At 43.0% G+C, this 22,122-nt stretch carries 20 protein-coding genes and 1 riboswitch; of the genes, 10 read left to right on the forward strand and 10 right to left on the reverse strand.

What is annotated here, in order from left to right; all coding sequences use genetic code 11:
• Window positions 1-16: 16 nt before the first annotated feature.
• The 3 genes from R8N47_RS05070 to R8N47_RS05080 form a co-directional block, all read right to left on the reverse strand.
• On the reverse strand, window positions 17-1,675 hold the full coding sequence (locus R8N47_RS05070) for a BCCT family transporter (RefSeq protein WP_005377772.1): 1,659 nt from the start codon (window positions 1,673-1,675) through the stop codon (window positions 17-19).
• A 192-nt stretch (window positions 1,676-1,867) separates the two neighbouring features.
• Window positions 1,868-2,617 (reverse strand): 3'-5' exonuclease, encoded by a 750-nt coding sequence (locus R8N47_RS05075; protein WP_025766719.1) that lies wholly within the window; start codon window positions 2,615-2,617, stop codon window positions 1,868-1,870.
• The gene (locus tag R8N47_RS05080) at window positions 2,614-4,494 is read right to left on the reverse strand and encodes a DUF294 nucleotidyltransferase-like domain-containing protein (protein ID WP_213913821.1); all 1,881 of its coding nucleotides are present in this window, start codon (window positions 4,492-4,494) and stop codon (window positions 2,614-2,616) included. The genes R8N47_RS05075 and R8N47_RS05080 overlap by 4 nt, the downstream gene beginning before the upstream one ends.
• Window positions 4,495-4,932: 438 nt before the next feature.
• Here R8N47_RS05080 and proV point away from each other — a divergent pair, with 438 nt between their 5' ends.
• From proV to R8N47_RS05110, 6 genes are all read left to right on the forward strand, one after another.
• Window positions 4,933-6,120 carry a glycine betaine/L-proline ABC transporter ATP-binding protein ProV gene (proV, locus tag R8N47_RS05085; RefSeq protein ID WP_053350385.1) on the forward strand — a complete coding sequence of 396 codons (1,188 nt, stop codon included), beginning with the start codon at window positions 4,933-4,935 and terminating at the stop codon, window positions 6,118-6,120.
• Between the two features lie 4 nt (window positions 6,121-6,124).
• The gene (gene proW, locus R8N47_RS05090) at window positions 6,125-7,210 is read left to right on the forward strand and encodes a glycine betaine/L-proline ABC transporter permease ProW (protein ID WP_005377778.1); all 1,086 of its coding nucleotides are present in this window, start codon (window positions 6,125-6,127) and stop codon (window positions 7,208-7,210) included.
• A complete protein-coding gene (gene proX, locus R8N47_RS05095; RefSeq protein WP_054865582.1) occupies window positions 7,203-8,210 on the forward strand; it encodes a glycine betaine/L-proline ABC transporter substrate-binding protein ProX in 1,008 nt (335 codons plus the stop codon). The genes proW and proX overlap by 8 nt, the downstream gene beginning before the upstream one ends.
• 194 nt (window positions 8,211-8,404) lie before the next feature.
• Entirely contained in the window at window positions 8,405-10,354 is a 1,950-nt protein-coding gene (locus R8N47_RS05100) for an LTA synthase family protein (RefSeq protein WP_213913819.1), read from the forward strand.
• 146 nt (window positions 10,355-10,500) lie between these two features.
• Complete coding sequence (locus R8N47_RS05105) at window positions 10,501-10,866, forward strand: VOC family protein (protein ID WP_213913817.1); 366 nt, start codon at window positions 10,501-10,503, stop codon at window positions 10,864-10,866.
• Between the two features lie 99 nt (window positions 10,867-10,965).
• Window positions 10,966-11,349 carry a hypothetical protein gene (locus tag R8N47_RS05110; protein ID WP_213913815.1) on the forward strand — a complete coding sequence of 128 codons (384 nt, stop codon included), beginning with the start codon at window positions 10,966-10,968 and terminating at the stop codon, window positions 11,347-11,349.
• A gap of 90 nt (window positions 11,350-11,439) precedes the next feature.
• On the opposite strand, the gene R8N47_RS05115 is transcribed toward R8N47_RS05110, so the two are convergent.
• Window positions 11,440-12,174 carry a chromosome partitioning protein ParA gene (locus R8N47_RS05115; protein WP_054865581.1) on the reverse strand — a complete coding sequence of 245 codons (735 nt, stop codon included), beginning with the start codon at window positions 12,172-12,174 and terminating at the stop codon, window positions 11,440-11,442.
• Between the two features lie 31 nt (window positions 12,175-12,205).
• On the reverse strand, window positions 12,206-12,364 hold the full coding sequence (locus tag R8N47_RS05120; protein ID WP_005377784.1) for a hypothetical protein: 159 nt from the start codon (window positions 12,362-12,364) through the stop codon (window positions 12,206-12,208).
• Window positions 12,365-12,891: 527 nt separating this feature from the next.
• Window positions 12,892-12,991, forward strand: a riboswitch (glycine riboswitch).
• A gap of 122 nt (window positions 12,992-13,113) precedes the next feature.
• On the opposite strand from R8N47_RS05120, the gene R8N47_RS05125 reads away from it, so the two are divergent.
• A complete protein-coding gene (locus tag R8N47_RS05125) occupies window positions 13,114-14,490 on the forward strand; it encodes an alanine/glycine:cation symporter family protein (protein ID WP_005377785.1) in 1,377 nt (458 codons plus the stop codon).
• 118 nt (window positions 14,491-14,608) lie between these two features.
• Here R8N47_RS05125 and R8N47_RS05130 read toward each other — a convergent pair whose 3' ends face one another.
• Complete coding sequence (locus R8N47_RS05130; protein ID WP_005385713.1) at window positions 14,609-15,175, reverse strand: hypothetical protein; 567 nt, start codon at window positions 15,173-15,175, stop codon at window positions 14,609-14,611.
• The gene (locus R8N47_RS05135) at window positions 15,175-15,810 is read right to left on the reverse strand and encodes a LysE family translocator (protein WP_017820932.1); all 636 of its coding nucleotides are present in this window, start codon (window positions 15,808-15,810) and stop codon (window positions 15,175-15,177) included. The genes R8N47_RS05130 and R8N47_RS05135 overlap by 1 nt, the downstream gene beginning before the upstream one ends.
• A 223-nt stretch (window positions 15,811-16,033) precedes the next feature.
• Here R8N47_RS05135 and R8N47_RS05140 point away from each other — a divergent pair, with 223 nt between their 5' ends.
• The gene (locus R8N47_RS05140) at window positions 16,034-17,506 is read left to right on the forward strand and encodes a carboxypeptidase M32 (RefSeq protein WP_033905209.1); all 1,473 of its coding nucleotides are present in this window, start codon (window positions 16,034-16,036) and stop codon (window positions 17,504-17,506) included.
• Window positions 17,507-17,576: 70 nt separating this feature from the next.
• Here the strand turns inward: R8N47_RS05140 and R8N47_RS05145 are convergent, their stop codons facing one another.
• The 3 genes from R8N47_RS05145 to R8N47_RS05155 all read right to left on the reverse strand — a co-directional run bounded on the left by R8N47_RS05145 (window position 17,577) and on the right by R8N47_RS05155 (window position 19,793).
• The gene (locus R8N47_RS05145) at window positions 17,577-18,527 is read right to left on the reverse strand and encodes an LpxL/LpxP family Kdo(2)-lipid IV(A) lauroyl/palmitoleoyl acyltransferase (protein ID WP_031778977.1); all 951 of its coding nucleotides are present in this window, start codon (window positions 18,525-18,527) and stop codon (window positions 17,577-17,579) included.
• 420 nt (window positions 18,528-18,947) lie between these two features.
• Window positions 18,948-19,283 (reverse strand): DMT family transporter, encoded by a 336-nt coding sequence (locus R8N47_RS05150; protein ID WP_169644527.1) that lies wholly within the window; start codon window positions 19,281-19,283, stop codon window positions 18,948-18,950.
• A 123-nt stretch (window positions 19,284-19,406) separates the two neighbouring features.
• Window positions 19,407-19,793, reverse strand: coding sequence for a DUF6559 family protein (locus tag R8N47_RS05155; RefSeq protein ID WP_005377791.1), 387 nt, complete (start codon window positions 19,791-19,793; stop codon window positions 19,407-19,409).
• A 340-nt stretch (window positions 19,794-20,133) separates the two neighbouring features.
• Here R8N47_RS05155 and metA point away from each other — a divergent pair, with 340 nt between their 5' ends.
• Window positions 20,134-21,075, forward strand: coding sequence for a homoserine O-acetyltransferase MetA (metA, locus tag R8N47_RS05160; protein ID WP_005377792.1), 942 nt, complete (start codon window positions 20,134-20,136; stop codon window positions 21,073-21,075).
• Between the two features lie 179 nt (window positions 21,076-21,254).
• Complete coding sequence (pilW, locus tag R8N47_RS05165) at window positions 21,255-21,980, forward strand: type IV pilus biogenesis/stability protein PilW (protein WP_033905207.1); 726 nt, start codon at window positions 21,255-21,257, stop codon at window positions 21,978-21,980.
• Window positions 21,981-22,122 lie beyond the last annotated feature (142 nt).

Genomic DNA, 22,122 nt, shown 5'->3' on the forward strand with positions numbered 1-22,122 from the left:
TAACTGCTGATACTAGTTATTTTGATTTCTTAGAAACCGCCTTTGGACGAGGTTCATCCATCAAACCTTTTATCAAAGATACCGTTGCAACAAGTAAAACAATAGTAAACGGTAAACCAGTCGTCACCGCCATTGCTTGAGCAGCAGCTAGACCACCACCCAACATCAATGCAATCGCAACCAAACCTTCAAACGTACACCAGAACACGCGTTGTGGCGTTGGTGCATCGACCTTACCGCCCGCAGCAATAGTATCAATAACCAGTGATCCTGAGTCAGAAGAGGTAATGAAGAACACCACGACTAAGATAATGCCGACAAAAGATGTTATCTCAGCCAATGGCATAACATCTAACATGGCAAAAAGTTTTAAAGGTAGTTCTGCGTTAAACACCGCCTCGTAGCCATCATTAACATATTGGCTAATTGCGTTACCGCCAAAAGCCGTCATCCATAACACACAAACTGAAGATGGGATAAGAATAACGCAAATAATAAACTCACGAACTGAACGACCGCGAGACACACGTGCGATGAACATACCCACAAATGGTGACCAAGAAATCCACCACGCCCAGTAAAACGCCGTCCAGCCTTGAGAGTAATTCACATCCTCTCGTCCAAATGGCATAGATAAGGCAGGGATATTAGCCACATAGGAAACGATGTTCTCGAAGAAACCAGTTAAAATCGCAATCGTCGGGCCAACAACAATAACAAATAGCAATAGCAGTGCTGCAAGCCCCATATTGATTTCAGATAAGATTTTCACGCCCTTATCGAGTCCAGCCACAACAGAGATTAAAGCGAGCGCAGTAATACCAATAATCAATATAACCTGCGTCGTATTGGTCATTGGGACATCAAACAGGAAGTTCAAACCCGTTGCGGCTTGAGATGCACCGTAGCCTAGCGATGTTGCTAAACCAAAAACCGTCGCTACCACTGCAAGAATATCGATAATATGACCAGTCCAACCCCATACACGCTCACCAAACAGAGGGTAAAAAATTGAGCGCATGGTGAGTGGCAAACCTTTGTTAAATGAAAAGATAGCCAGCCCAAGAGCCAAGAGCGCGTATATTGACCACGGATGAAGTGCCCAGTGGTAAATCGTCGCAGCCATCCCTAATGCCGAAGCTGCAGTTGCATCGCCCTCTGCACCACCTAGCGGTGCCCAGTCAGTACGTACACCATTCTCAACGCTCACGCCACCAATCGCAGAACTAAAATGGGACATCGGTTCTGATACACCGAAGAATACGAGACCAATGCCCATACCTGCAGCAAATAGCATTGCCAACCATCCGGCATACGAATAATCCGGTGTTGCTTCAGTACCACCGATTCGTACACGGCCTAATGGTGTGAAGATCAATCCGACACAGACAATGACAAAAATATTACCTGAAGCGAGAAAAAACCAGTCTAAATTGTGTAACAAACCCGCTCGTAGGTCTGCAAAAAACGGCTCTACCTGTTCTCGGAATAATAGTGTTATCACAACAAACATGACGATTGCTAAGCCAGAAATTGCAAAAACACGGTTGTGAATATCAAGGCCAAATGGGCCTACCTTTAGCGCAACGTTATCCTGACCAATTTGATAGTCAGTATCTATTGCGTTTACTTTTCCATCGGGGCGTTGAATGCCACCGTTATTATCGGTGCTCACGGATAATCTCCTTAAAAATACGTGACCAAGTTTAAATTACTTTCGTCGGAGTTCGAGTAATGAAACGTCTTCATCACTACCAAGCACATGTTCATAAAACATTGTTCTTATAAGCGGTTACTCAATCCGCCATCATAATCTTAAAGCCCCCTATCTCTCATTGCATTTTATTGTTTTCACCATAAATAACGCCTATTGCCAAACCGAAGATATTGGCATGTTTCGATTAAAGTGATACTGCAGTTGTGCTTGAAACAGCTCCGCAGTTGCTAACGCATCCGTCAGGGCATGGTGAGGTTGATAAGCAGGGAGGCCATATCTTTCACGAGCGTGCCCTAATCGTACAGAACCGGGTTTCTTGCCTTTCAACTTATTGATAAAACCTCTGCATTCACGGCGTTGTATCGCATACTCAATATCTAACGTATCAACAACAGGAAACTGTATCCCCTCTCCGATGCTATTTAGCAAGGCGTTATTAAAGAACTGCCTTTCAATGTTCTTGTAGTGAACAAGTACCACTTTGCCTGACAACGCATCCAATATTTCACCCAAGATCTGAGACAGCTGCGGCGCGTTTTTAACCTCAGAGTCAGTGATACCGTGAATAATGACAGACTCGTGGTTTAACTCTCTGTTTGGGTTAACGACCCAATGAGCAGAGCCATTACATTGAACACGATCAATAGTAAACGGGACAAGTCCGATCGTGAGAATGACATCCTCTTCCGAGTTCAATCCTGTTGTCTCAAAGTCTACCGAGACAAATGGCACTTGTTCAATTGGTGTTTCCCCATTAACCATCGGTGTCGAATAATAGCGTTTGAGCCTCTCGTCTTTCGCTTCTTTAGCGAGTTGCTTGAACAACATTGACCACTCTGGCGTCTGGGATGTATCCAACAAGGGATGTTCTTTTTCTGCCTTTTTTGAGAACCACATCATTTGCTACTTCTCTGGTATCGAAACTTAATGAAGTTCTGTGCGTTACTTAGAATTTGAAATGCTGCTTTTAAGTTTCGACGTTCAAATTCAGACATGTTCTCCGGCTCAATGTTGTTGTCTGGCTCTTCTCCATTTTCTATATCAATGGCTTGGTGACGAATTCGAACCATGTAGATTAGCTCCATCGCATCCCTTAAATCCAAACCTCGACCTTTCGGTAAAATGCCAGCATCATTAATGTCATCTAAACGGTCGAAAGAGTTTTGCGATCGGGAACCGATTGCCAGAGAATGCACCCGTATTAAATCGGCCAACGGAGCCGTCCCCCTTCGCTTCAAGTTAATCGAGTTGCGATGACGACCATCTTTCTCCATCACAAAGTCTTTGAAAAAGCCCAGTGGAGGCGTCCTACGTATTGCGTTATACGCCATACAAGCAAGAAAGCGGTTATTTCTTTTCGCTCGTCTCACAATAAAGCTGCTTAATTGCTCCGCCCATTTCACTCGCCCATGCACACCGAGGAGATCAAAAAAGATATTACTATTTAACAATCTCTCAGGGGTTGGATTGTCTATCCAGTTTCCAAAGCATTCTTCCCATTCTGCACGAGTTTTTCGCCATTCTGGGTTGGTAGCCATAATGTCTCCAGTACAATAAGCATAGCCGCATGCCGCTAAACCATCACAAACAAATTTAGCAAACTTTTCAAAGTACTCTCCGTGAATCTCAACGTCATAACTGTTATCGAGAATAAGCGCGTTATCTTGATCCGTTACAATTAGCTGCTCATCCCTCGCCATTGAACCCATTGCGACTAAACAATAAGGAATGGGCGCTGGGCCGAACTCTTGCTCAGCTAATTCAGCGAGGCGTTGTTTGAAACTACTGCCTATAACCGACATGGCTCGACCAATCATGTGCGCGTTGGCATCTTCATTGACCATTCTTACGAAACAGTCTTTTACTTGTTCAGAAACCTGCTTGAGATCCTCGACACTGGTTTGCTGAAAAATAGAGCTCACTAGCAATAGGCTGTTCTGAGATTCGTAACGAACGATGTCCGTCATGCCAATAATTCCTATCGGCTTTTTATCTTTTAAAATTGGTAAATGATGCACGTTGTAACGCAACATGGTTAACATGGCCTCAAACACATAGGCGTTATAATCCAATGAAACCACGTCATAACTCATGACCTCACTCACTGGAATATTGGTATCAATACCCTGAGCTAGTACGCGAATGCAAAGATCGCGATCAGTCAATATTCCAAGCAGCTGTTCGTCATCTTCTTCTGTGAGCTCCTCTGTCGGGCGAATAATGAGCAGAGAGGTGACATTTTCCTCTGCCATTAGTATCGCAGCTTCCTGAATTGAAGCCGTTGCCTCCAGGGTTACTGGATCTCTTGCTAAGATTTTACGTGCCTTAGCGGTGGTAAAGTCATTGCTTTCGGAGCGGCTAGATATTGCGCTTCGCAAACGCGCGCTATCTTCCAGTTCCATATAGTCCGCAAAGTTTTCAAACTCATCACAAAGTTCATTGAAGATGTTTTCCGGAATACAGTAAACGAGAGTGTCTTCTATCGCTTTGGCTGGCATACGTACGCGGTTGTTCATCAACAACCCCATCTGACCAAACAGTCCACCAGCATCAATCCTGTTATAGAGTTCACCTTTACGTCGATAAATCTCTACCGCCCCACTTCTCACCATATACAAGTCGCGGATCGTATCTCCGAAGTTAAGGATTTTTGTTCCTTGCCGAAAGTATGCAACCTCGGCATTAAGAGCAATTTTTCTAAGCTGCTCTTCAGGTAGGTCATCAAAAGGTGGGTACTGGCTAATGAAATTGAGCACTTCTAACTGTTCGGCTTCCATTTTTTATTCCATACGTTGCCTAAACTACAGCGATAAATATCACCCTGAGTGAAATCAAGCAATAAATAAATCTAAGGATAACAGTACCTAACCGATTTCACAGGACCAAGCCTTAACCAAAAATTAGAGCTCTAACCTTTTTATATGTAGAGCTCTAAGCTATCACAGCTTATATCTATGCAAGCGAGTTGAGTTGAAATGTACAAAAAAATTCAAAATAAATTCAACCCTACGTCAGGGCAACGTTATGGCGGATAAAAACACATCGCAAGCAATTGTTTTAAATATAAAAAATAAGAATTGAACATACCTTGCTCAACGAACTCTCTATGCACGGCATAACTAGTTAACCAACCCCCTTTCGTTGAAAGTTGAACTAAAATTAATTAGAGTACAAATCGTTAAACAGTTATAAACACACGAAAAAGGACAGATAACATGGATCCCATACTGGAAGTTAAGGGACTGTATAAAGTGTTTGGAGAAGACCCAGAGAGAGCCTTCTCGCTTATCGACAAAGGCGTCGATAAAGACGGTATTTTTGAACAGACAGGTTTAACAGTCGGCGTAAACGATGTATCTCTCACCATAAATGAAGGGGAAATTTTCGTAATCATGGGCCTTTCTGGCTCCGGGAAATCCACCCTTGTTCGACTTCTTAACCGGCTCATTGAGCCGACTAAAGGTAGTGTTTATCTCAAAGGAAGAGATATCGCCCACATCTCCGAGAATGAACTTCGAGAAGTTCGTCGTAATAATATCTCAATGGTGTTTCAAAGTTTCGCACTCATGCCACACATGACGGTGATTGAAAATGCCGCCTTTGGTTTAGAACTTGCCGGCATCGATGTTAATGAGCGTCAGAAAAGTGCCCTTTCCGCCTTAGAAAGAGTGGGTTTAGACCCTTATGCAGAATCTTTCCCTGACGAATTATCCGGTGGTATGAAACAGCGCGTTGGTTTAGCGAGAGCGTTAGCCTGTGATCCTGACATCCTATTAATGGACGAGGCGTTTTCCGCTTTAGACCCATTGATCCGTTCTGAGATGCAAGATGAGCTTATTCGTCTACAGAACGATGACAAACGCACAATTGTCTTCATTTCTCATGATTTGGATGAAGCAATGCGCATTGGCGACCGCATCGCCATCATGCAAAACGGTGAGGTTGTTCAGGTTGGTACACCTGATGAAATATTACACAGTCCAGCAAATGATTATGTCGAAGCGTTTTTCCGCGGCGTAAACATCGCAAGCGTCTTGACAGCAAAAGATATCGCACGCAAGAAGCCAGCGGCTGTTTTTAAGAAATCGGAAAATGACGGTCCAGGCTCTGCGATGCAGATTCTGATGGATCACGACCGTGATTACGGCATTGTCGTCGATAAATCTAGCCGATATTCCGGCATCGTATCTCTTGATTCACTGCGTTTGGCTCATAAAGAAAACCGTTCGTTAGCCAGTGCTCAATTACCGGATGAAGTTACTCTTCAGCCTGATCAGTCAATTAATGACATTTTGGGTCTGGTTGCTGGTGTTCCTTATGCCGTGCCTGTCGTAGATGCGCAAGGAACTTACTTTGGTGTCGTGACTAAATCACGTCTTCTACAAACACTAGATAAGGATTAACACGATGTCTTCAGAGCAAACTAACAATGATCCCTGGTCAAATACTGCTCCTGCGCAAGATGATCCTTGGTCGCAAGGCACAGAGGCCGCGCCAAGTAATGATTGGCTCAACTCAGAAACTGTAGAGCAAGCGCCATTCGATATTATGAACCCATTCCAAGATGCGGTTTTACCCCTCGATAGCTGGGTAGAGTCCGGTTTGAACTGGCTGGTGGAACATGGTCGACCTGTTTTCCAAGCAATACGAGTTCCAATCGACTTTATTCTAACGTCGTTTGAAACTGCTTTGGTGTCTACACCTGCGCCTATAATGGTACTCATTTTATTTTTGCTAGCGTGGCAGTTTTCCAATGTAAAACTTGGTTTTTCTACTCTTGTATCCCTTGTTTTCATCGGCCTAATTGGTGCGTGGTCACAAGCGATGACAACGCTAGCACTGGTGTTAACCGCCGTTTTCTTCTGTTTGCTTATAGGGCTACCAATGGGGATATGGTTGGCAAGGAGCCAAACCGCTGCCAAATTTGTTAGGCCAATATTAGATGCAATGCAAACGACTCCCGCGTTCGTTTACCTTGTGCCAATTGTTATGTTGTTTGGTATTGGTAACGTTCCTGGCGTAGTAGTAACGATCATTTTCGCCCTGCCTCCCGTTGTGCGCCTGACTATTTTGGGTATTCAGCAAGTACCTGAAGAGCTTATCGAAGCTGGCCACTCTTTCGGGGCAAACAAAAAACAGATGCTTTATCGCATCCAGTTACCGTTGGCGTTACCAACTATCATGGCAGGTGTAAACCAAACCTTAATGCTGTCACTTTCTATGGTAGTGATTGCTTCAATGATTGCTGTTGGCGGCTTAGGCCAAATGGTACTTCGTGGTATTGGCCGACTTGATATGGGTCTTGCTGCCGTTGGTGGCTTAGGCATCGTTATTCTTGCGATTTTGTTAGACCGTATCACCCAGGTGTTAGGGGTTAATGCAGGCAACACTAAACTTCGCTGGTATCACACAGGTCCTGTTTCATACCTATTAAAACTGAAAACAAAGACGAACCAAGACGATCTAAAACTTAGGAGAAACATCAATGAATAATTCATGGAAGAAAGCGCTCTCTGTTGGAGCTCTAAGTACTATCGCATTTTCAACTTATGGTGTGGCAAGTGAACTACCGGGTGAAGGTGTCACTGTTCAGCCTGTTCAATCAACCGTTGCAGAAGAAACATTTCAAACGTTGATCGTAAACCGCGCACTTGAAGAGCTTGGTTACGATGTTAAACCGACCAAAGAAGTGGACTACAACGTAGGCTACACCTCTATTGCTAAAGGTGATGCTACTTTCTTAGCGGTTGGTTGGTTCCCTCTTCACGCCGATAAGTACACGATGTCTGGCGGTGATGATAAGTTCTTCCGTAAAGGCCAATACGTAAGTGGTGCTGCGCAAGGTTATTTGATCGATAAGAAAACCGCGGAAAAATATAACATCACGAACATTGGTCAGTTAAAAGATCCAAAATTGGCGAAGCTATTCGATGCAAACGGCGATGGCAAAGCGGACTTAACTGGCTGTAACCCAGGTTGGGGTTGTGAAATGGTTGTTGAGCATCAGTTGGATGCTTTCAAACTTCGTGACACAGTAACACACAACCAAGGTAACTACGCGGCGATTATCGCTGATACAATCTCACGTTACAAAAAAGGCGATCCGATTCTTTACTACACTTGGACACCGTACTGGGTAAGTGGCGTTTTAGTTCCAGGGAAAGATGTTGTGTGGTTAGAAGTGCCATTCTCTTCACTTCCTGGTGAGCGTAAGGACATTGATACGACACTAGAGAACGGTAAGAACTACGGCTTCGAGATGAACTCTATGCGCATCGTTGCCAATAAAGAGTTTACGGAAAAAAACCCTGCTGCTGCGAAGCTATTTGAAATCATCAAACTAAATATCAATGATGTTAGTGCGCAGAATATGATGATGAGCCAAGGTAAGAACAGCTCAGCGGACATCGAGTCTCATGTAAATGGCTGGATCAAAGCGAACCAGAAAAAGTTCGACGCATGGGTCGAAGAAGCGAAGAAAGCCGCAATGTAATCATGCCTTTATCAATCTCTAGAGCCAGTTGGTGTTATCAACTGGCTCTTTTTTTACACAAACGCCCCTCCCCCTTACATAGACATACCAACACTTACACTACTCGACCATAAACCTACATTATAATTCACGTTTATTTCACGCTTGCTTTGCTAAAAACAACACAACATAACAATTAAACTATTCGAATAAATATGAAAAACTTATCAAAGAGCTCTGTGTGGGGGCCTTTGCAGCCAATTGCTGCCTTTTCTTTGTTTTCGCTTCTATTTCTGTCTATCTCAAGAGTTTTGCTAGCTTTTTGGCAGATTGACCGTATTGACTCTCTAAACGACTTAATTTACATCCTAGGTCAAGGTTTGCGCGTAGATATTGCAACGCTTTGCTGGTTATTTATTCTTCCAGCACTGTTATCAACCTTCATGCCATTAACCGGTAAGATGGGAGAGTGTTGGAAGCGAATATTACGCATATGGATGGTTTTAGGGCTTTGGGTGCTTGTATACATGGAGCTAGCAACAGCGCCATTCATTCAGGAATACGACCTACGTCCAAACCGCCTGTTTGTGGAATACTTAATCTACCCAAAAGAAGTCTTGAGTATGCTCTGGACTGGCTACAAATTAGAACTGTTTATTGGTGCGTTAGGTACAGTTTTAACCATCACTTTAGGTTGGAAGTGGAGTAAGAAACTGACCGATAAGGCGCAGCAGGTCAACTGGAAATGGCGACCACTATTGGCACTTTTCGTTGTTCTTTTTGGGGTTGCAGGTGCTCGCTCATCTTTAGGTCACCGCCCGCTAAATCCTGCTATGGTCGCCTTTTCTAACGATCCACTGCTTAACGACTTAGCACTGAACTCATCTTACTCATTGTTGTTTGCGGTTAATAGCATGAAGTCAGAAAAGAGTGCTGAGCAGTTCTACGGAAAAATGGACACTCAAAAGATGTTGGAATTAGTTCGCACTTCATCAACAAAGTCCGACTTCACCCCTTCATTACTCCCAACCATGAACAGTAACCCCGCGACTTACCAGGGTAAACATAAAAACTTAGTGATTTTGCTACAAGAAAGCTTAGGCGCCCAATTTGTCGGTGCTTTGGGCGGTTTGCCTCTAACACCAAACCTTGATGAACTCATGAAGGAAGGTTGGCAGTTCACACAAATGTACGCCACTGGTACTCGTTCTGTTCGTGGAATTGAAGCCGTAACCACGGGCTTTCCTCCATCTCCCTCTCGCGCTGTAGTGAAGCTGAGTAAAAGCCAAACGGGTTTCTTTACTATCGCGGACTTACTGAAAGCTCAAGGCTATCACACGCAATTTATTTACGGCGGTGAAGCCAACTTTGACAACATGAAAACTTTCTTCTTTGGTAACGGTTTTGATCAAATAGTAGAAGAAGACGATTATAACAACCCAAGCTTTGTTGGCTCTTGGGGTGTTAGTGATGAAGATCTATATAACAAAGCAAACGAAGAGTTTGAACGCCTTTCAAAAAGCGACAAACCTTTTTTTAGCTTAGTTTTTACGTCAAGTAATCATAGCCCTTATGAGTATCCAAAAGGCAAAATTGAGCCATACGATTCAGAATATATGACGCGTAACAACGCCGTTAAATATTCCGATTACGCTTTGGGCACTTTCTTTGAAAAGGCGAAAAAGTCATCTTATTGGGATGATACCATTTTCATTGTAATTGCAGATCATGATGCACGTGTTTCTGGCGCTAACCTTGTTCCAGTTAAGCACTTTCACATTCCAGCATTGATCCTTGGTAAAGGCATTCAACCACGTAAAGATGACCGCATAGCAAACAACATCGACATGCCGCCTACACTGTTATCTCTAATTGGGGTAGATGCTAAAACACCGATGATTGGTCGTGATTTAACGAAGCCACTAGCTCGCGAAGATGAGCGCGCAATGATGCAATACGACAAAAACTTTGGTTATTTAACGCGCGACAATCTCGTTGTGCTTTCACCTGGTGAAAAGGTATCGACCCTGGCGTACGACTTTAACGGCCAAACCATGGAGCCGCTAGAGGTGGACGAGTCTATTGTCGAGCGTGCAAAAGCAAACGCATTATTTGCATCTAAAGCTTATCAAAACAACTGGTATTCTTCCAAACACACTCATTAATACCAATGATTCCGCTGATAAAAAGGAGCTAAACGGCTCCTTTTTCTTATTCTTTCACTTACCTTCGAGAATGTGCTACTGACAACTCCTGTCGTTCCTTTCCGTTAGATTGCCCCTACTATTTCTAATTGATTAAGGAACAAACCATGCTGACTATCAATTCATTCGTTCTCTACGTTGAGGACATCCACATAAGCCAAGTTTTTTATTCGAAACTGTTCGAACGCAAAGTCACGCAGTTGTCTCCAACCTTCGCCGCTATTCCACTGACCGAAGGCTTAACGTTGACACTCAAGCAAAGAGATAATCTTTCACCCTACAGCGGCATTCGAGGTGGTGGTACCGAGTTGTCTTTATCAGTGCCCAATAGTCATATGCTAGAGCGCATTTACAAGCGCTGGAAAGACCTAGGTGTTGAGTTTGTTCAACCACCAGCGACATCAGTGTATGGGTTAAATTTTATGGCTATCGATCCAGATAAGCATCGCATTCGTGTTTTCATAAGTGAATAAAAATGCGTTAAAAATGCTTTTTACCCATTCCCAATGTGACTTCAATAAATTAGACTCAAGGAAACATCAAAAGCGGCGTAGTAATAAGAAGGAATGCCCATGAGCTCAAGTATGATCCTTAGCGAATCCCTAATCGAGAGCGGAAGAGATATCCCCCTCAAAGAACTGCTTTATGCAAAGCGCGTGCTGGATAACTACATGGCAGTAGCCAAAGAAAGTAGCCCGCTTGAGCTATTAACTGAGATGAAATCGGCAGCAAAGCAAGTAGAATACTTTACAACGACGAGTAACCCGTGTAAGGCTCGTAATGTCATCAGTCAGATGATTGATAAAATCGACACCGCGGAATCTTTTGCTTCGTTCAAAGCATTAGCAGGTAAGCCATCTCAAGCACTCAATGAACTAATTGAAGATCGAGCTCAGCTGATTAAACACGAACGAGAACTCCTGCTCGCCTCAGGCTATGACGCCTCACGAATCTAATATACGCGATAGGCTAAAAGTCATAGCTAACAACGAAAAAGGAGCTCTTAAAGAGCTCCTTTCGCTTTTCAAAAATCGGATACAAAAGACTTAAAGGCCGATATCTTCCGTTATTGCTTTGATTTGTTTGAGGTCCATTTTATAGACTTCAATCATTTGATCGACCTGACTTAGTCGTGAATTAGCTTCATCATGTTTATCACACGCGTCCGACTTCACGTCCCAAGATTTGCCTTCTAAAAATACGTCACACTCTTTCTTGAGTTTCTCAATCTTAGGTAATAATTTTGACCGTTCTTTCTCGAGAGACTCTAATTCTTGCGAAATTTTTAGCTCTTTCTGGAATACTTCGCGGGACCGCTCAAACATAGTCGCTTGCATATCCGCTTGACGACTCAACTTCTCATTTTCTGACTTCGTCGTGTTGATCTTATCTGCCTGCTGCTTCAATTGAGACTCTAGTGACAAGTTGACCTTCTCGACCTCAGTCAATTGCTTTTGCAACTTCTTAAGTGCTTTCTGATGAGCTTCATCTTTCGCGGCGAGTAACTCACTAACTTGGTTTTGTATTTCTTGGTCGAGCGCCTCTTCACGCACTTTTACTTGAGATGCCAACTGGGTTCTATCTTGCGTTAGTGCTTGATACTTTTCTTCTAATACGTGGTAAGTCGATTCCCACTTGTTCGCAGTGACAACCGATCCAACAAGGCCACCAAATGCCAAGCCTAACACCGCAGCGATTGCGATATAGATATGCGTACGTTTGTCACGCTCTTCAATGACAACTACGTCGTCTTGCTCTTCCATTTTGTTCTGAGAACTCACCGTATACTACTCCAAGGACTCTTTTACTTTGCTAGCGGATCAATTCCGCAAACATAATTGATGCTGTATAAATCAGAAATGCGCCAATTAATGTTATAACGGTCGCTTTTTGGACTTTTTCATTGGTTCGATAACGAAACAGCACAAATGCTACTGCAATCAACACCGCAATGGCTAATAATCTGGTCATACCGCCTCCTTGTCCACTCATGAAAAACTGCCTAGGTCCGTAGACTGTTTCACAAAGATTCATTGTAACCCATTTATACGTACCATAAGGTCAACTTAGCGTAGATTTTAAAATAAGTGCTCCGATTTTAATCAATTTTGTGTCCTTAATTGAATAACTTATGTCGTAACGATCGAAACACATTTATCGTTCTGAAGTGTTTTTGGGTTCCATTCCCTAACCCAATAAATTTTATTTATGCCGTGACTCGCACAAAAAGATTGGCAAACATACCTTCATGAAAATAGATAAGGTTATTTCATTGAAAATAAATTGACATAGGGTGTTGAAATGGACCAAAAACATGATAGAGTTCACACGTTAATGATGACCAGCATCATTAACTAACCTTTACTCATTTAATTGAGTAATTGTTCCGATGAAGACTGCAGGAGAGTGGTTATTAATCAAATTTTAACATTTGATTAGCATAACTCGCCGAAGAATTAACTATTTCAGGTGCTACCTAGGTAGCGGGGACTGTAGTTGGAGGAACCTCTGGAGAGAACCGTTAAATCGGTCGCCGAAGGAGCAAGTCTTGCACTCACGCAAGGTGAAACTCTCAGGCAAAAGGACAGAGGAGTGGAAAGTTACAACCTAACTATTTTGCTTGGCCTTCCCGCCTACAGCCAATAGCTTAGTTCTTTTAGAGATCGTTGATCTCGTCCTTTCCCTCTTCTCCTTATTAGTTGTTTTATTAAGGGGAAATCATGAACAACCTACAATCTTTACTACAAACCATCGATAATTTTGTCTGGGGTCCACCGCTGCTTATTTTGCTAGTGGGTACAGGTGTTTACTTCACTTTTAGCCTTGGCTTGATCCAGTTTAAACACCTCCCAACAGCGCTAGCGATGGTATTCAGTAAAGATAAGTCATCTAATACTCAAGGTGACGTTTCTAGCTTTGCAGCTCTTTGTACTGCACTCTCAGCAACAATTGGTACTGGTAACATTGTTGGTGTTGCCACAGCAATCAAACTCGGTGGACCAGGCGCTCTATTCTGGATGTGGCTCGCTGCCCTTTTCGGAATGGCGACTAAATACGCCGAATGTTTGTTGGCGGTTAAGTACCGAAGAGTCGATGATAAAGGCCAAATGATTGGTGGCCCAATGTATTACTTGCAATACGGTGTTGGCTCAAAAGCTCTCGCGATCATGTTTGCAGTGTTTGCTTTAGGTGTTGCTTGTTTTGGTATCGGTACGTTTCCACAAGTAAACGCGATTCTGGATGCAAGTGAGATATCTCTTGGTGTTAACCGTGAGCTATCTGCCTTTGTACTAACTCTTTTGGTTGCTTTCGTAACTTTGGGTGGCATCAAATCCATTGCTAACGTTGCAGGAAAAGTGGTTCCTACCATGGCTGTATTTTATGTGTTGGCGTGTTTAAGCGTGATCATCATGAATGCAGACCAATTGTTCAATGCCGTTGAATTAGTGCTGGTTTCAGCCTTTACATCAACAGCAGCGACTGGTGGTTTTCTAGGTGCAAGCATCATGTTGGCAATCCAATCAGGTATCGCTCGCGGTGTGTTCTCAAATGAATCAGGTTTGGGTAGCGCGCCTATGGCAGCAGCAGCAGCGAAGACAGACTCTTGTGTTAAACAAGGCCTAATTTCAATGACGGGTACCTTTTTCGATACCATCATTATTTGTACCATGACAGGCCTTGCTCTAATCCTGACCGGTGCATGGCAAAGTGACCTAGCAGGCGCCGCGATGACGACTCATGCTTTTGCGGTGGGTTTAAATGCAGATACATTTGGCCCTATGCTCGTCTCAATCGGTTTGATGTTCTTCGCTTTTACCACCATTCTTGGTTGGAACTACTACGGTGAGCGTTGCGTTGTGTTCCTGTTCGGAACTAAAGCTGTGCTTCCATACAAACTGATTTTCGTTGGCTTGGTGGCATCTGGTGCATTCCTTCACCTCGATATGATTTGGCTACTGGCTGATATCGTAAACGGTCTGATGGCAATTCCTAACCTGATTGGTTTGATCGCACTGCGTCACGTCGTACTGGCAGAAACCAAACTGTTCTTTAGCTCAACATCGCAATCAGGTGAAGTTGAAGCAGTGAAAGCTTAGTGAAATGACAGCTGTTCGGTCACAAACTACCAGTAACGGAGAGCAAAGCACATTAGAAATGGTAAAAACATAAAGCCCGCTATTATTTAGCGGGCTTTATTTATCTTCGGTTAAATGGTTAATCTCTCAACCATTGATGCTCAACGTTTTCTCCACGTTCTTCAAAAAACTTCGCATTTTTTTGCTTGAATTGATCCGCTTTCAACTCTGATAGCGGCCAGTCTAAAAATGCTTCTGTTACAAACGAGTCGCCGACACCAACCTCAATCGATTCCAGATGTTTCCCGATGTAGCGATAAAAGTAGCCTTGCCCAAACGCATCGCACACCATAGGTACATGCCTGACACGTTGATGATTGACAGAGACCGAAGCCCAAGTCGTCGTTTTAGGTTCACAGGTTTGCTCTTTTACAACGTCGACCTCAAATTTATTGTCCATAGTTGTCGAAACAAAAACGACAATAGCGTCATGCAAATACACACGCCTGAGCAATAACTGTTTAGTGTCTTGAGTTCGCGTTTGTTGTATTCCATTAGCAAAAGGCTCGAAGTAGCCCCAGTGCCAAGACCAGATCATGCCGCGTTGCGCAAACTGTACTTGTGGCCACGTATGCCAAGCAACAGCGGCACCTATCCCCACAATAAATACAGCGAGTAGTATCAACAATCGATAAATATTACGCATTAAACGGGTTTTTCAATTAATAACTTCACACCAAGTGCGACTAATACTGCGCCCGTCGCGCCTTCCATCCACTTCATAAAGCTTGCATTCTTTAGTAGATTTTTAGCCGAGTTAAGCGCGCCAGCTAAACCACACTGCCAAACCATCGCAATAGCAAAGTGTACAGATGCCATCATCATTGATTGAAGCAAGGGTGAACCTTCTGGATTCACAAACTGTGGCAAGAAAGCCAAATAGAAGACCGCCGTTTTCGGGTTCAAGACGTTAGAAAGAAAGCCCTCTCTAAAAGAGCGCTTACCATTAAACACTTCGTGAATCTGCTCGGTCACGGTCAATCCATCTTTCGACGACATTAGCGCTTTTAAACTGCTCAAACCAAGCCAGATAAGATAAGCTGCGCCAATCATTTTTACGATTTGGAACAACTCTGCTGATTGCGCAAGAATCGCCGAGATACCAACCGCAGAAAAAAAAGCATGTACGAATAAGCCAAAGCAAATCCCTAGACTGGTTGTACATCCATCTTTTAGGCCCGATCGGCTAGTGTTACGGATAACAAGTGCAGTATCTAAACCTGGCGTTAACGTTAAAATCGTAATGGCAATAATAAATGCCTCGAAATTCAAAATATCCATATTATCGTGATAATTAATTGTCAATCCTTCATCAATACCGCCAATCCACAAGATTCGCAAGCTTCTTTTTTAAGAGAGCTATACAACTGGGTGAGTTTATGGACAATGGGTTGGAGTTAATTGTTAATTATTAGTAAATTAACGCAGGTTGCTTAGTGCAACACCATATGAAGGACCCGTTATCGGGTGTTTAGGGAAAGAACAAAAGAATAAGAGTAGTCACATGAACGCATTTACAAAACTCGTTGAACATTCCAAAAAAGTGGCAAATTTTGAGCATCTATCTGCCATCATAGATTGGGATCAAGCAGCGGTCATGCCACCTGGTGGCGCTGAAGCACGCTCGAATGCCACGGCAGAGCTCGATGTACATATCCATTCTTTAATGACTCAACCGCACTTGGGAGAGCTTTTCGCTCAGGCAGAAGAAGAGACGCTGTCTACAAAAGAAAAATCTATCCTAAGAGAAATGAAGCGTGGGTGGCAGCAAGCTAACTTACTACCAGAATCATTAGTTCAAGCTCAATCTCTTGCTGGCTCCAAATGTGAACATGCATGGCGTACACAGCGTGGAGAAAACGACTGGGCTGGTTTTGAAAAGAACTGGGCTGAAGTCGTAAAGCTATCGCAGGAAGAAGCGCAAATTAGAGCCGAAGCAAATGGCACGACTCCTTATGATGCCATGCTCGATGTTTATGAGCCTGGCACAACGTCTGCGTCGTTAGACATTCTTTTTGCTGACGTGAAAACCTGGCTTCCTACTTTGATCGATGAAGCGCTTGAAAAACAACAATCAGACAACATCTTATTGCCAACTGCGCACTACCCTACGGAAAAGCAAAAAGCGCTCGGTTTGGAAGTCATGAAGCTACTTCAATTCGATTTTGAACACGGTCGACTTGATGAGAGTACCCACCCATTTTGTGGCGGTGTACCGACAGATGTGCGTATTACGACACGTTATAATGAAAACGAGTTTGTCCAATCATTGATGGGGATTGTCCACGAAACCGGCCATGCTCGATACGAGCAAGGGCTACCAAAAGATTTATCAGGAACACCCGCGGGAGAAGCTCGCTCTATGGGTATTCATGAATCACAATCACTCTTCTTTGAAATGCAAATAGGACGAAGCAGCGCGTTTATCGATCACCTCGCTCGACTGGCTTCTAACCATTTTTCTGGTAGTGAATTCGAAAAAGACAATTTAGCCAAAATTTACACTCGCGTAGAAAAAGGCTTTATTCGCGTAGATGCTGACGAACTAACATATCCTGCTCACGTTATTCTTCGATATGAAATTGAGCGAGATCTCATGAACGGCGTCATCAAACATACAGATGTACCAGAACTCTGGAACGAAAAGATGAAAGCGTACTTGGGGCTATCAACCGAAGGAAACTTCAAAAATGGCTGTATGCAAGATATCCATTGGACAGACGGAAGTTTTGGCTATTTCCCGTCCTACACGCTCGGTGCGATGTACGCTGCACAATTTATGGCAGCAATGAAACAAACCGTCGATGTAGATGCGGTTATTCGTTCTGGCGACTTAGCTCCGATATTCAATTGGCTCTCGGAAAACATCTGGAGTAAAGGTAGCTTATTCACCACTGATGAATTGGTAAAACAAGCCACGGGTGAAACACTGAATGCTAAACACTTTCAAGCTCACCTAAAAGATCGCTACTTATAAAGCGAAAAGAATAGAAAGTAAAAGCCCAAGGTTCGTATGTTCCTTGGGCTTTTTGTAGGCTCTCTATGTGTTATGCCAAGCTAGGGATGAGCCTAGGCTTGTACAAACAGTCCTCACCCTCTGGTCTAGTTTTAAACCGACGATGAAGCCACATATACTGGCTCGGACTTGCCATGATTGATGTTTCAACTATTTGATTCACGAATGCGGCGGCACGTTGATGATCCTCTTTCGGGAAACCGTCGACGGGCGCACTAATGGTTAGGGTATAGTGTCCGTCTTTTCCTCTTACCATCGTAAAAGGCACAATGGCGCAATCTGTAGAATCAACCAACAAACTTGTACCTGTCGTAGTACAAGCATTTTTAACGGCAAATAACGGTGCAAATGTCGAGCGTCGGTTACCATAATCGTGGTCCGGTGCATACCAAACCCGCTCACCCGTTTTAAGTGATTCAAGCATGGCTTTGACGTTTTTACGATCAATCAGTGTACGATTAGAGCGAGAGCGTCCCTTATACTGAAAATAATCAAAGCACGGATTATTGTTTGGGCGATAAACACCGGTTCCAGACTTTTTAATGCCAAAAGCTCGAGCACCTAACTCTAGATTCATTGAGTGTACGGCCAACATTAATGCACCTTTGCCTGACTTCTCTAAAGCCTCTAGATGCTCCATGCCTTTTATCGTGACGTGTTTGTTTACCCGTTTATCTGACCAAAACCATGCCATTGCGGTCTCAAAAAGTGCGATGCCAGTATTGTCGATGTTGTCTTTTAGAATTGCTTCGCGTTGGCATTCTTCCATATGAGGGAAGCAAAGCTCAAGATTGCGTCTGATAGTAACTTGACGTTTTCTCATGATTCGCATAGCTAAACGACCAATGTTGCGTCCCAAAGCTAGTTGAACTTTAAAAGGAAGGAGGCTAAGTAAGTACATCACGCTAATGATAATTAACGTTCCCCAGTAACGAGGCAAAAGAAATTCGGCCTTGAATGCAGGCTTTTTGTATTTGTTCATGTAAGTATTGTCAGATGTGCCCATCTATAAGTGATAAAAACAATGATAATGGACTGCACTTTTATCATTGATAACGCTAATAACATAAATTAAAGCGCGCGGATTCTATGGTTCTTCGACACACTACACAATAAGAACTTTGCAGAAATATGTAGGGAATGAAAAAGCAGTAAAGATGAGTCGCCACGTTAACATCTATCGGAGTGATTTATCTACTGCCCTTTCCTAAAGTTTGAAGAAACATAACTTTGTATTTTCAATGCGCTAAATAATGCCTATTGTTCAATCACATAATGCGACCGTGATGAATGCAACAATAAGACATCATATCAATACTCGCCATTAGCGATTGAATTTGTACTAAAAAGCCGCAGCAATTTCTCGCTGCGGCTTCTTATTCACTTAACAAGTAGAGTGGCGTTATTCGTACCCTACTGTTTTGGATAATAAATTTACGATCAACACACCAGCGATGATAAACCCAATACCAACTAGGGCTGGTAAGTCTAGCCGCTGTCCGTAAACAAAGTAACCAACCGTCGCAACCAAAACGATCCCAGCACCACTCCATATGGCATAAACAACCCCGACAGGCATTGTTTGCACTGTGACGGAAAGCAAGAAGAAAGCGATGCCGTAACCAATCAAAACGACTGTGCTCGGCATTACTTTCGTAAATTGCTCTGTTTTGGGAATATAAGAAGTGGCAATCACTTCACATACAATCGCTATCGACAGCGCCAACATTGGTGGCATAGAGACAAGCATTTTGAACATAAGGCATTAACGCTCAACAGAAATGTAACCGACAACATGTCCGGATAATTAGGCCGCGCATTATACCCAACTCATCTCACGATGGAATACCACTAACGATGTTTACACACCATCACTTTCGCTTACTTTTTGATGACCAGGTGAAAGGCTGACGTTTTGGTGCTGACGAGAAATTTCAAAGTAGATATGCATATCAATCGGCTCAGGTGTATTGAGTAGCATCTTACCTACTTCACGTTGGAAATGACCATAATTACCTAGCTCATCCGTTAGTTCTAGGAGCTCGTAAGAGGCTTCATCGGCAAACATTCCATACGCATACTGATAATGACTGATATCCTTGCTCTTATCATAACCCAGCTTTTGAAGAGCTTGATCAATCTCTTCCGGCGTATAAATGTCTTTATCACCAAACGAATGCAGTAGCACGCAAGGAACTTCTTGAGCTATGCTCTGAATCTTTGTCTTTCTCTTGAAAATACCGAACATAATGTCCTCCACTGACGATGTTTCCAAATATGCACATTAATGCAAAATGGTGAGCTGATTGTTTTTAGTATGGCTCATTAATTTGAGACTTCCTTACTACGAAGTCACCTTCACATATTAACGTGATCGCATAATTACCAGCAAATAGTACACACTGCGTTTCAAACCTATCTCATCAGAAACTCTGCTTTAGTCACAATTGTGTGACAACCCCGAGTACGGTTTACCATAATGTAAAGAGTAGATTGAAAAGTCGGATTTCGTATCGACATCTAAACTTAATTAAGTTAGCTTTAGAAGTATAGACGTCTAGATTGACTATACTTAGGGAGAGAAAGTCGTGCCAATTAGAATTCCAGATCAATTACCAGCTACCGATGTATTAAGGACAGAAAACATCTTCGTGATGAGTGAAACGCGTGCAGCGAGTCAGGAAATACGTCCTTTAAGAGTGCTGATCCTTAATCTGATGCCAAAAAAAATAGAGACTGAAACTCAGTTTCTGCGTCTACTCTCAAACAGCCCACTACAGGTTAACGTCGAATTACTGCGCATTGATAACCGCCCGAGTAAAAATACGCCAACTGAACATTTAGACACGTTTTATCGCCAATTTGAAATGGTGAGAGATAAAAACTTCGATGGCATGATCATTACTGGAGCTCCATTAGGTTTGGTGCAATTTGAAGATGTCATTTATTGGGATCATCTCAAAACCATCATGGAGTGGGCAAAAGATCATGTGACATCCACTCTTTATGTTTGCTGGGCTGCGCAAGCAGGACTAAAGCTACTCTACGATCTACCTAAAAAAACGCGTAAAGAAAAACTTTCAGGCGTGTATCATCACCAAATCCATCATCAATTTCACCCTATCTTACGTGGATTTGATGACACGTTTTTGGCTCCTCACTCGCGTTACGCAGATTTTTCGCCTCACTTTCTAGAAGAGCATACTGACTTAGACATTTTAGCGACATCGGATGTCGCAGGTGTGTACTTGGCCACCACAAAAGACAAACGCAATGTCTTTGTCACAGGACACCCTGAGTATGATTCTCACACCTTACATAATGAATATATCCGAGATTTAAGCGAAGGTATGGAGCCCGCTATTCCTGTCAACTATTACCCAAACAACAACCCAGATAACCCACCAATTGCAAGCTGGAGAAGCCATGGACACCTCCTCTTTTTAAACTGGCTGAACTACTGTGTTTATCAGCAAACACCGTACGACCTCGATCACTTCAGTGAAGATGCTTTCACTAAAGACGATTAGCTTCAAAATAAGCAAACAAAGCACTCATCATTACCGAAATGTAATATGTGAACCAAGCCGCCATATGGCGGCTTTTTCATAACAGTTTGCAAACCTGATCGCATAGTGTTTTTTCCTCAATAGGCTTTTGCTAAGTAATTCATATCATGCAGAAAGATTCAGGGATGTAGGGATAAAGAATGAAAACAGCAAAGCTCGGTGCACTAATATTATTGTCTCAGTTTGCACTCGTGGGTTGCGTGACGGTGAAAGAAGATGGAAGCCCTGTCGTTAAAGCCGATCCTGTGGCAATGGCAGAATCACGTATCGCACTTGGCTTAGGTTATTTAGACGGCGGTAACATGATTCGCGCGCATGATAACTTACAACAAGCCTTAAACCACGCACCTCAATACTATCGCGCGCAATTATCTATGGCTCACTACTACGAAACGGTTGGTGAAGATATTAAAGCCGAACAGATGTATAAACGCTCTCTACGCCAACACACTAAAAACGGAAATGTGCTCAATAACTACGGTACTTTTCTTTGCAAGCGAGGTGCCTTCGAAAAAGCCGATCAGATGTTTAATCGAGCCATTGAGCAGCCTTATTACTACCTTATTCCAGCGAGCTATGAGAATGCAGCTTTTTGTGCTCTAAAATCACAAGATAAAGACAAAGCGAGATACTACTTTACTAGAGCTATCGATCATGATCCCCATAGACCAAAATCGATTTTGCAACTCGCTAAAATAGAAATTGATAGCGGTGATTATACTGAAGCTAGAATTCGATTAATGAGATTCAATCAAATGTATGGCGTGAAGAAGCCCTCTTTGCAACTCATGATTCAACTTGAACGTGCAGCAGGCAATGAAGCTCTCGAGAAAAAGTATCAAAAACAATTGGAAAAATTTTCTTAGTACAAAATAGCGATACATAAGGCGCATTAGCTCACAGCCAATACAGCGCTTGACCAAGAATCCAGTGAATTCAGACTCACGGTGATACATTCATCCTGTACATAAACGTCAAATTCGGTACTATTTGAACGGAATAAGTGAC

This window comes from Vibrio sp. 2132-1 (assembly GCF_033344315.1).

Bases quoted from the DNA above. Each gene is read 5' to 3' on its own strand.
- R8N47_RS05150 (WP_169644527.1), bottom strand. From the start codon at position 19,283: ATGCCACCAATGTTGGCGCTGTCGATAGCGATTGTATGTGAAGTGATT.
- R8N47_RS05155 (WP_005377791.1), bottom strand. From the start codon at position 19,793: ATGTTCGGTATTTTCAAGAGAAAGACAAAGATTCAGAGCATAGCTCAA.
- R8N47_RS05145 (WP_031778977.1), bottom strand. From the start codon at position 18,527: ATGAACAAATACAAAAAGCCTGCATTCAAGGCCGAATTTCTTTTGCCT.
- R8N47_RS05120 (WP_005377784.1), bottom strand. From the start codon at position 12,364: ATGACCAGATTATTAGCCATTGCGGTGTTGATTGCAGTAGCATTTGTG.
- R8N47_RS05080 (WP_213913821.1), bottom strand. From the start codon at position 4,494: ATGGAAGCCGAACAGTTAGAAGTGCTCAATTTCATTAGCCAGTACCCA.
- proV (WP_053350385.1), top strand. From the start codon at position 4,933: ATGGATCCCATACTGGAAGTTAAGGGACTGTATAAAGTGTTTGGAGAA.
- R8N47_RS05125 (WP_005377785.1), top strand. From the start codon at position 13,114: ATGAACAACCTACAATCTTTACTACAAACCATCGATAATTTTGTCTGG.
- R8N47_RS05140 (WP_033905209.1), top strand. From the start codon at position 16,034: ATGAACGCATTTACAAAACTCGTTGAACATTCCAAAAAAGTGGCAAAT.
- R8N47_RS05105 (WP_213913817.1), top strand. From the start codon at position 10,501: ATGCTGACTATCAATTCATTCGTTCTCTACGTTGAGGACATCCACATA.
- R8N47_RS05135 (WP_017820932.1), bottom strand. From the start codon at position 15,810: ATGGATATTTTGAATTTCGAGGCATTTATTATTGCCATTACGATTTTA.
- R8N47_RS05130 (WP_005385713.1), bottom strand. From the start codon at position 15,175: ATGCGTAATATTTATCGATTGTTGATACTACTCGCTGTATTTATTGTG.
- R8N47_RS05075 (WP_025766719.1), bottom strand. From the start codon at position 2,617: ATGATGTGGTTCTCAAAAAAGGCAGAAAAAGAACATCCCTTGTTGGAT.
- proX (WP_054865582.1), top strand. From the start codon at position 7,203: ATGAATAATTCATGGAAGAAAGCGCTCTCTGTTGGAGCTCTAAGTACT.
- R8N47_RS05100 (WP_213913819.1), top strand. From the start codon at position 8,405: ATGAAAAACTTATCAAAGAGCTCTGTGTGGGGGCCTTTGCAGCCAATT.
- proW (WP_005377778.1), top strand. From the start codon at position 6,125: ATGTCTTCAGAGCAAACTAACAATGATCCCTGGTCAAATACTGCTCCT.
- R8N47_RS05110 (WP_213913815.1), top strand. From the start codon at position 10,966: ATGAGCTCAAGTATGATCCTTAGCGAATCCCTAATCGAGAGCGGAAGA.
- pilW (WP_033905207.1), top strand. From the start codon at position 21,255: ATGAAAACAGCAAAGCTCGGTGCACTAATATTATTGTCTCAGTTTGCA.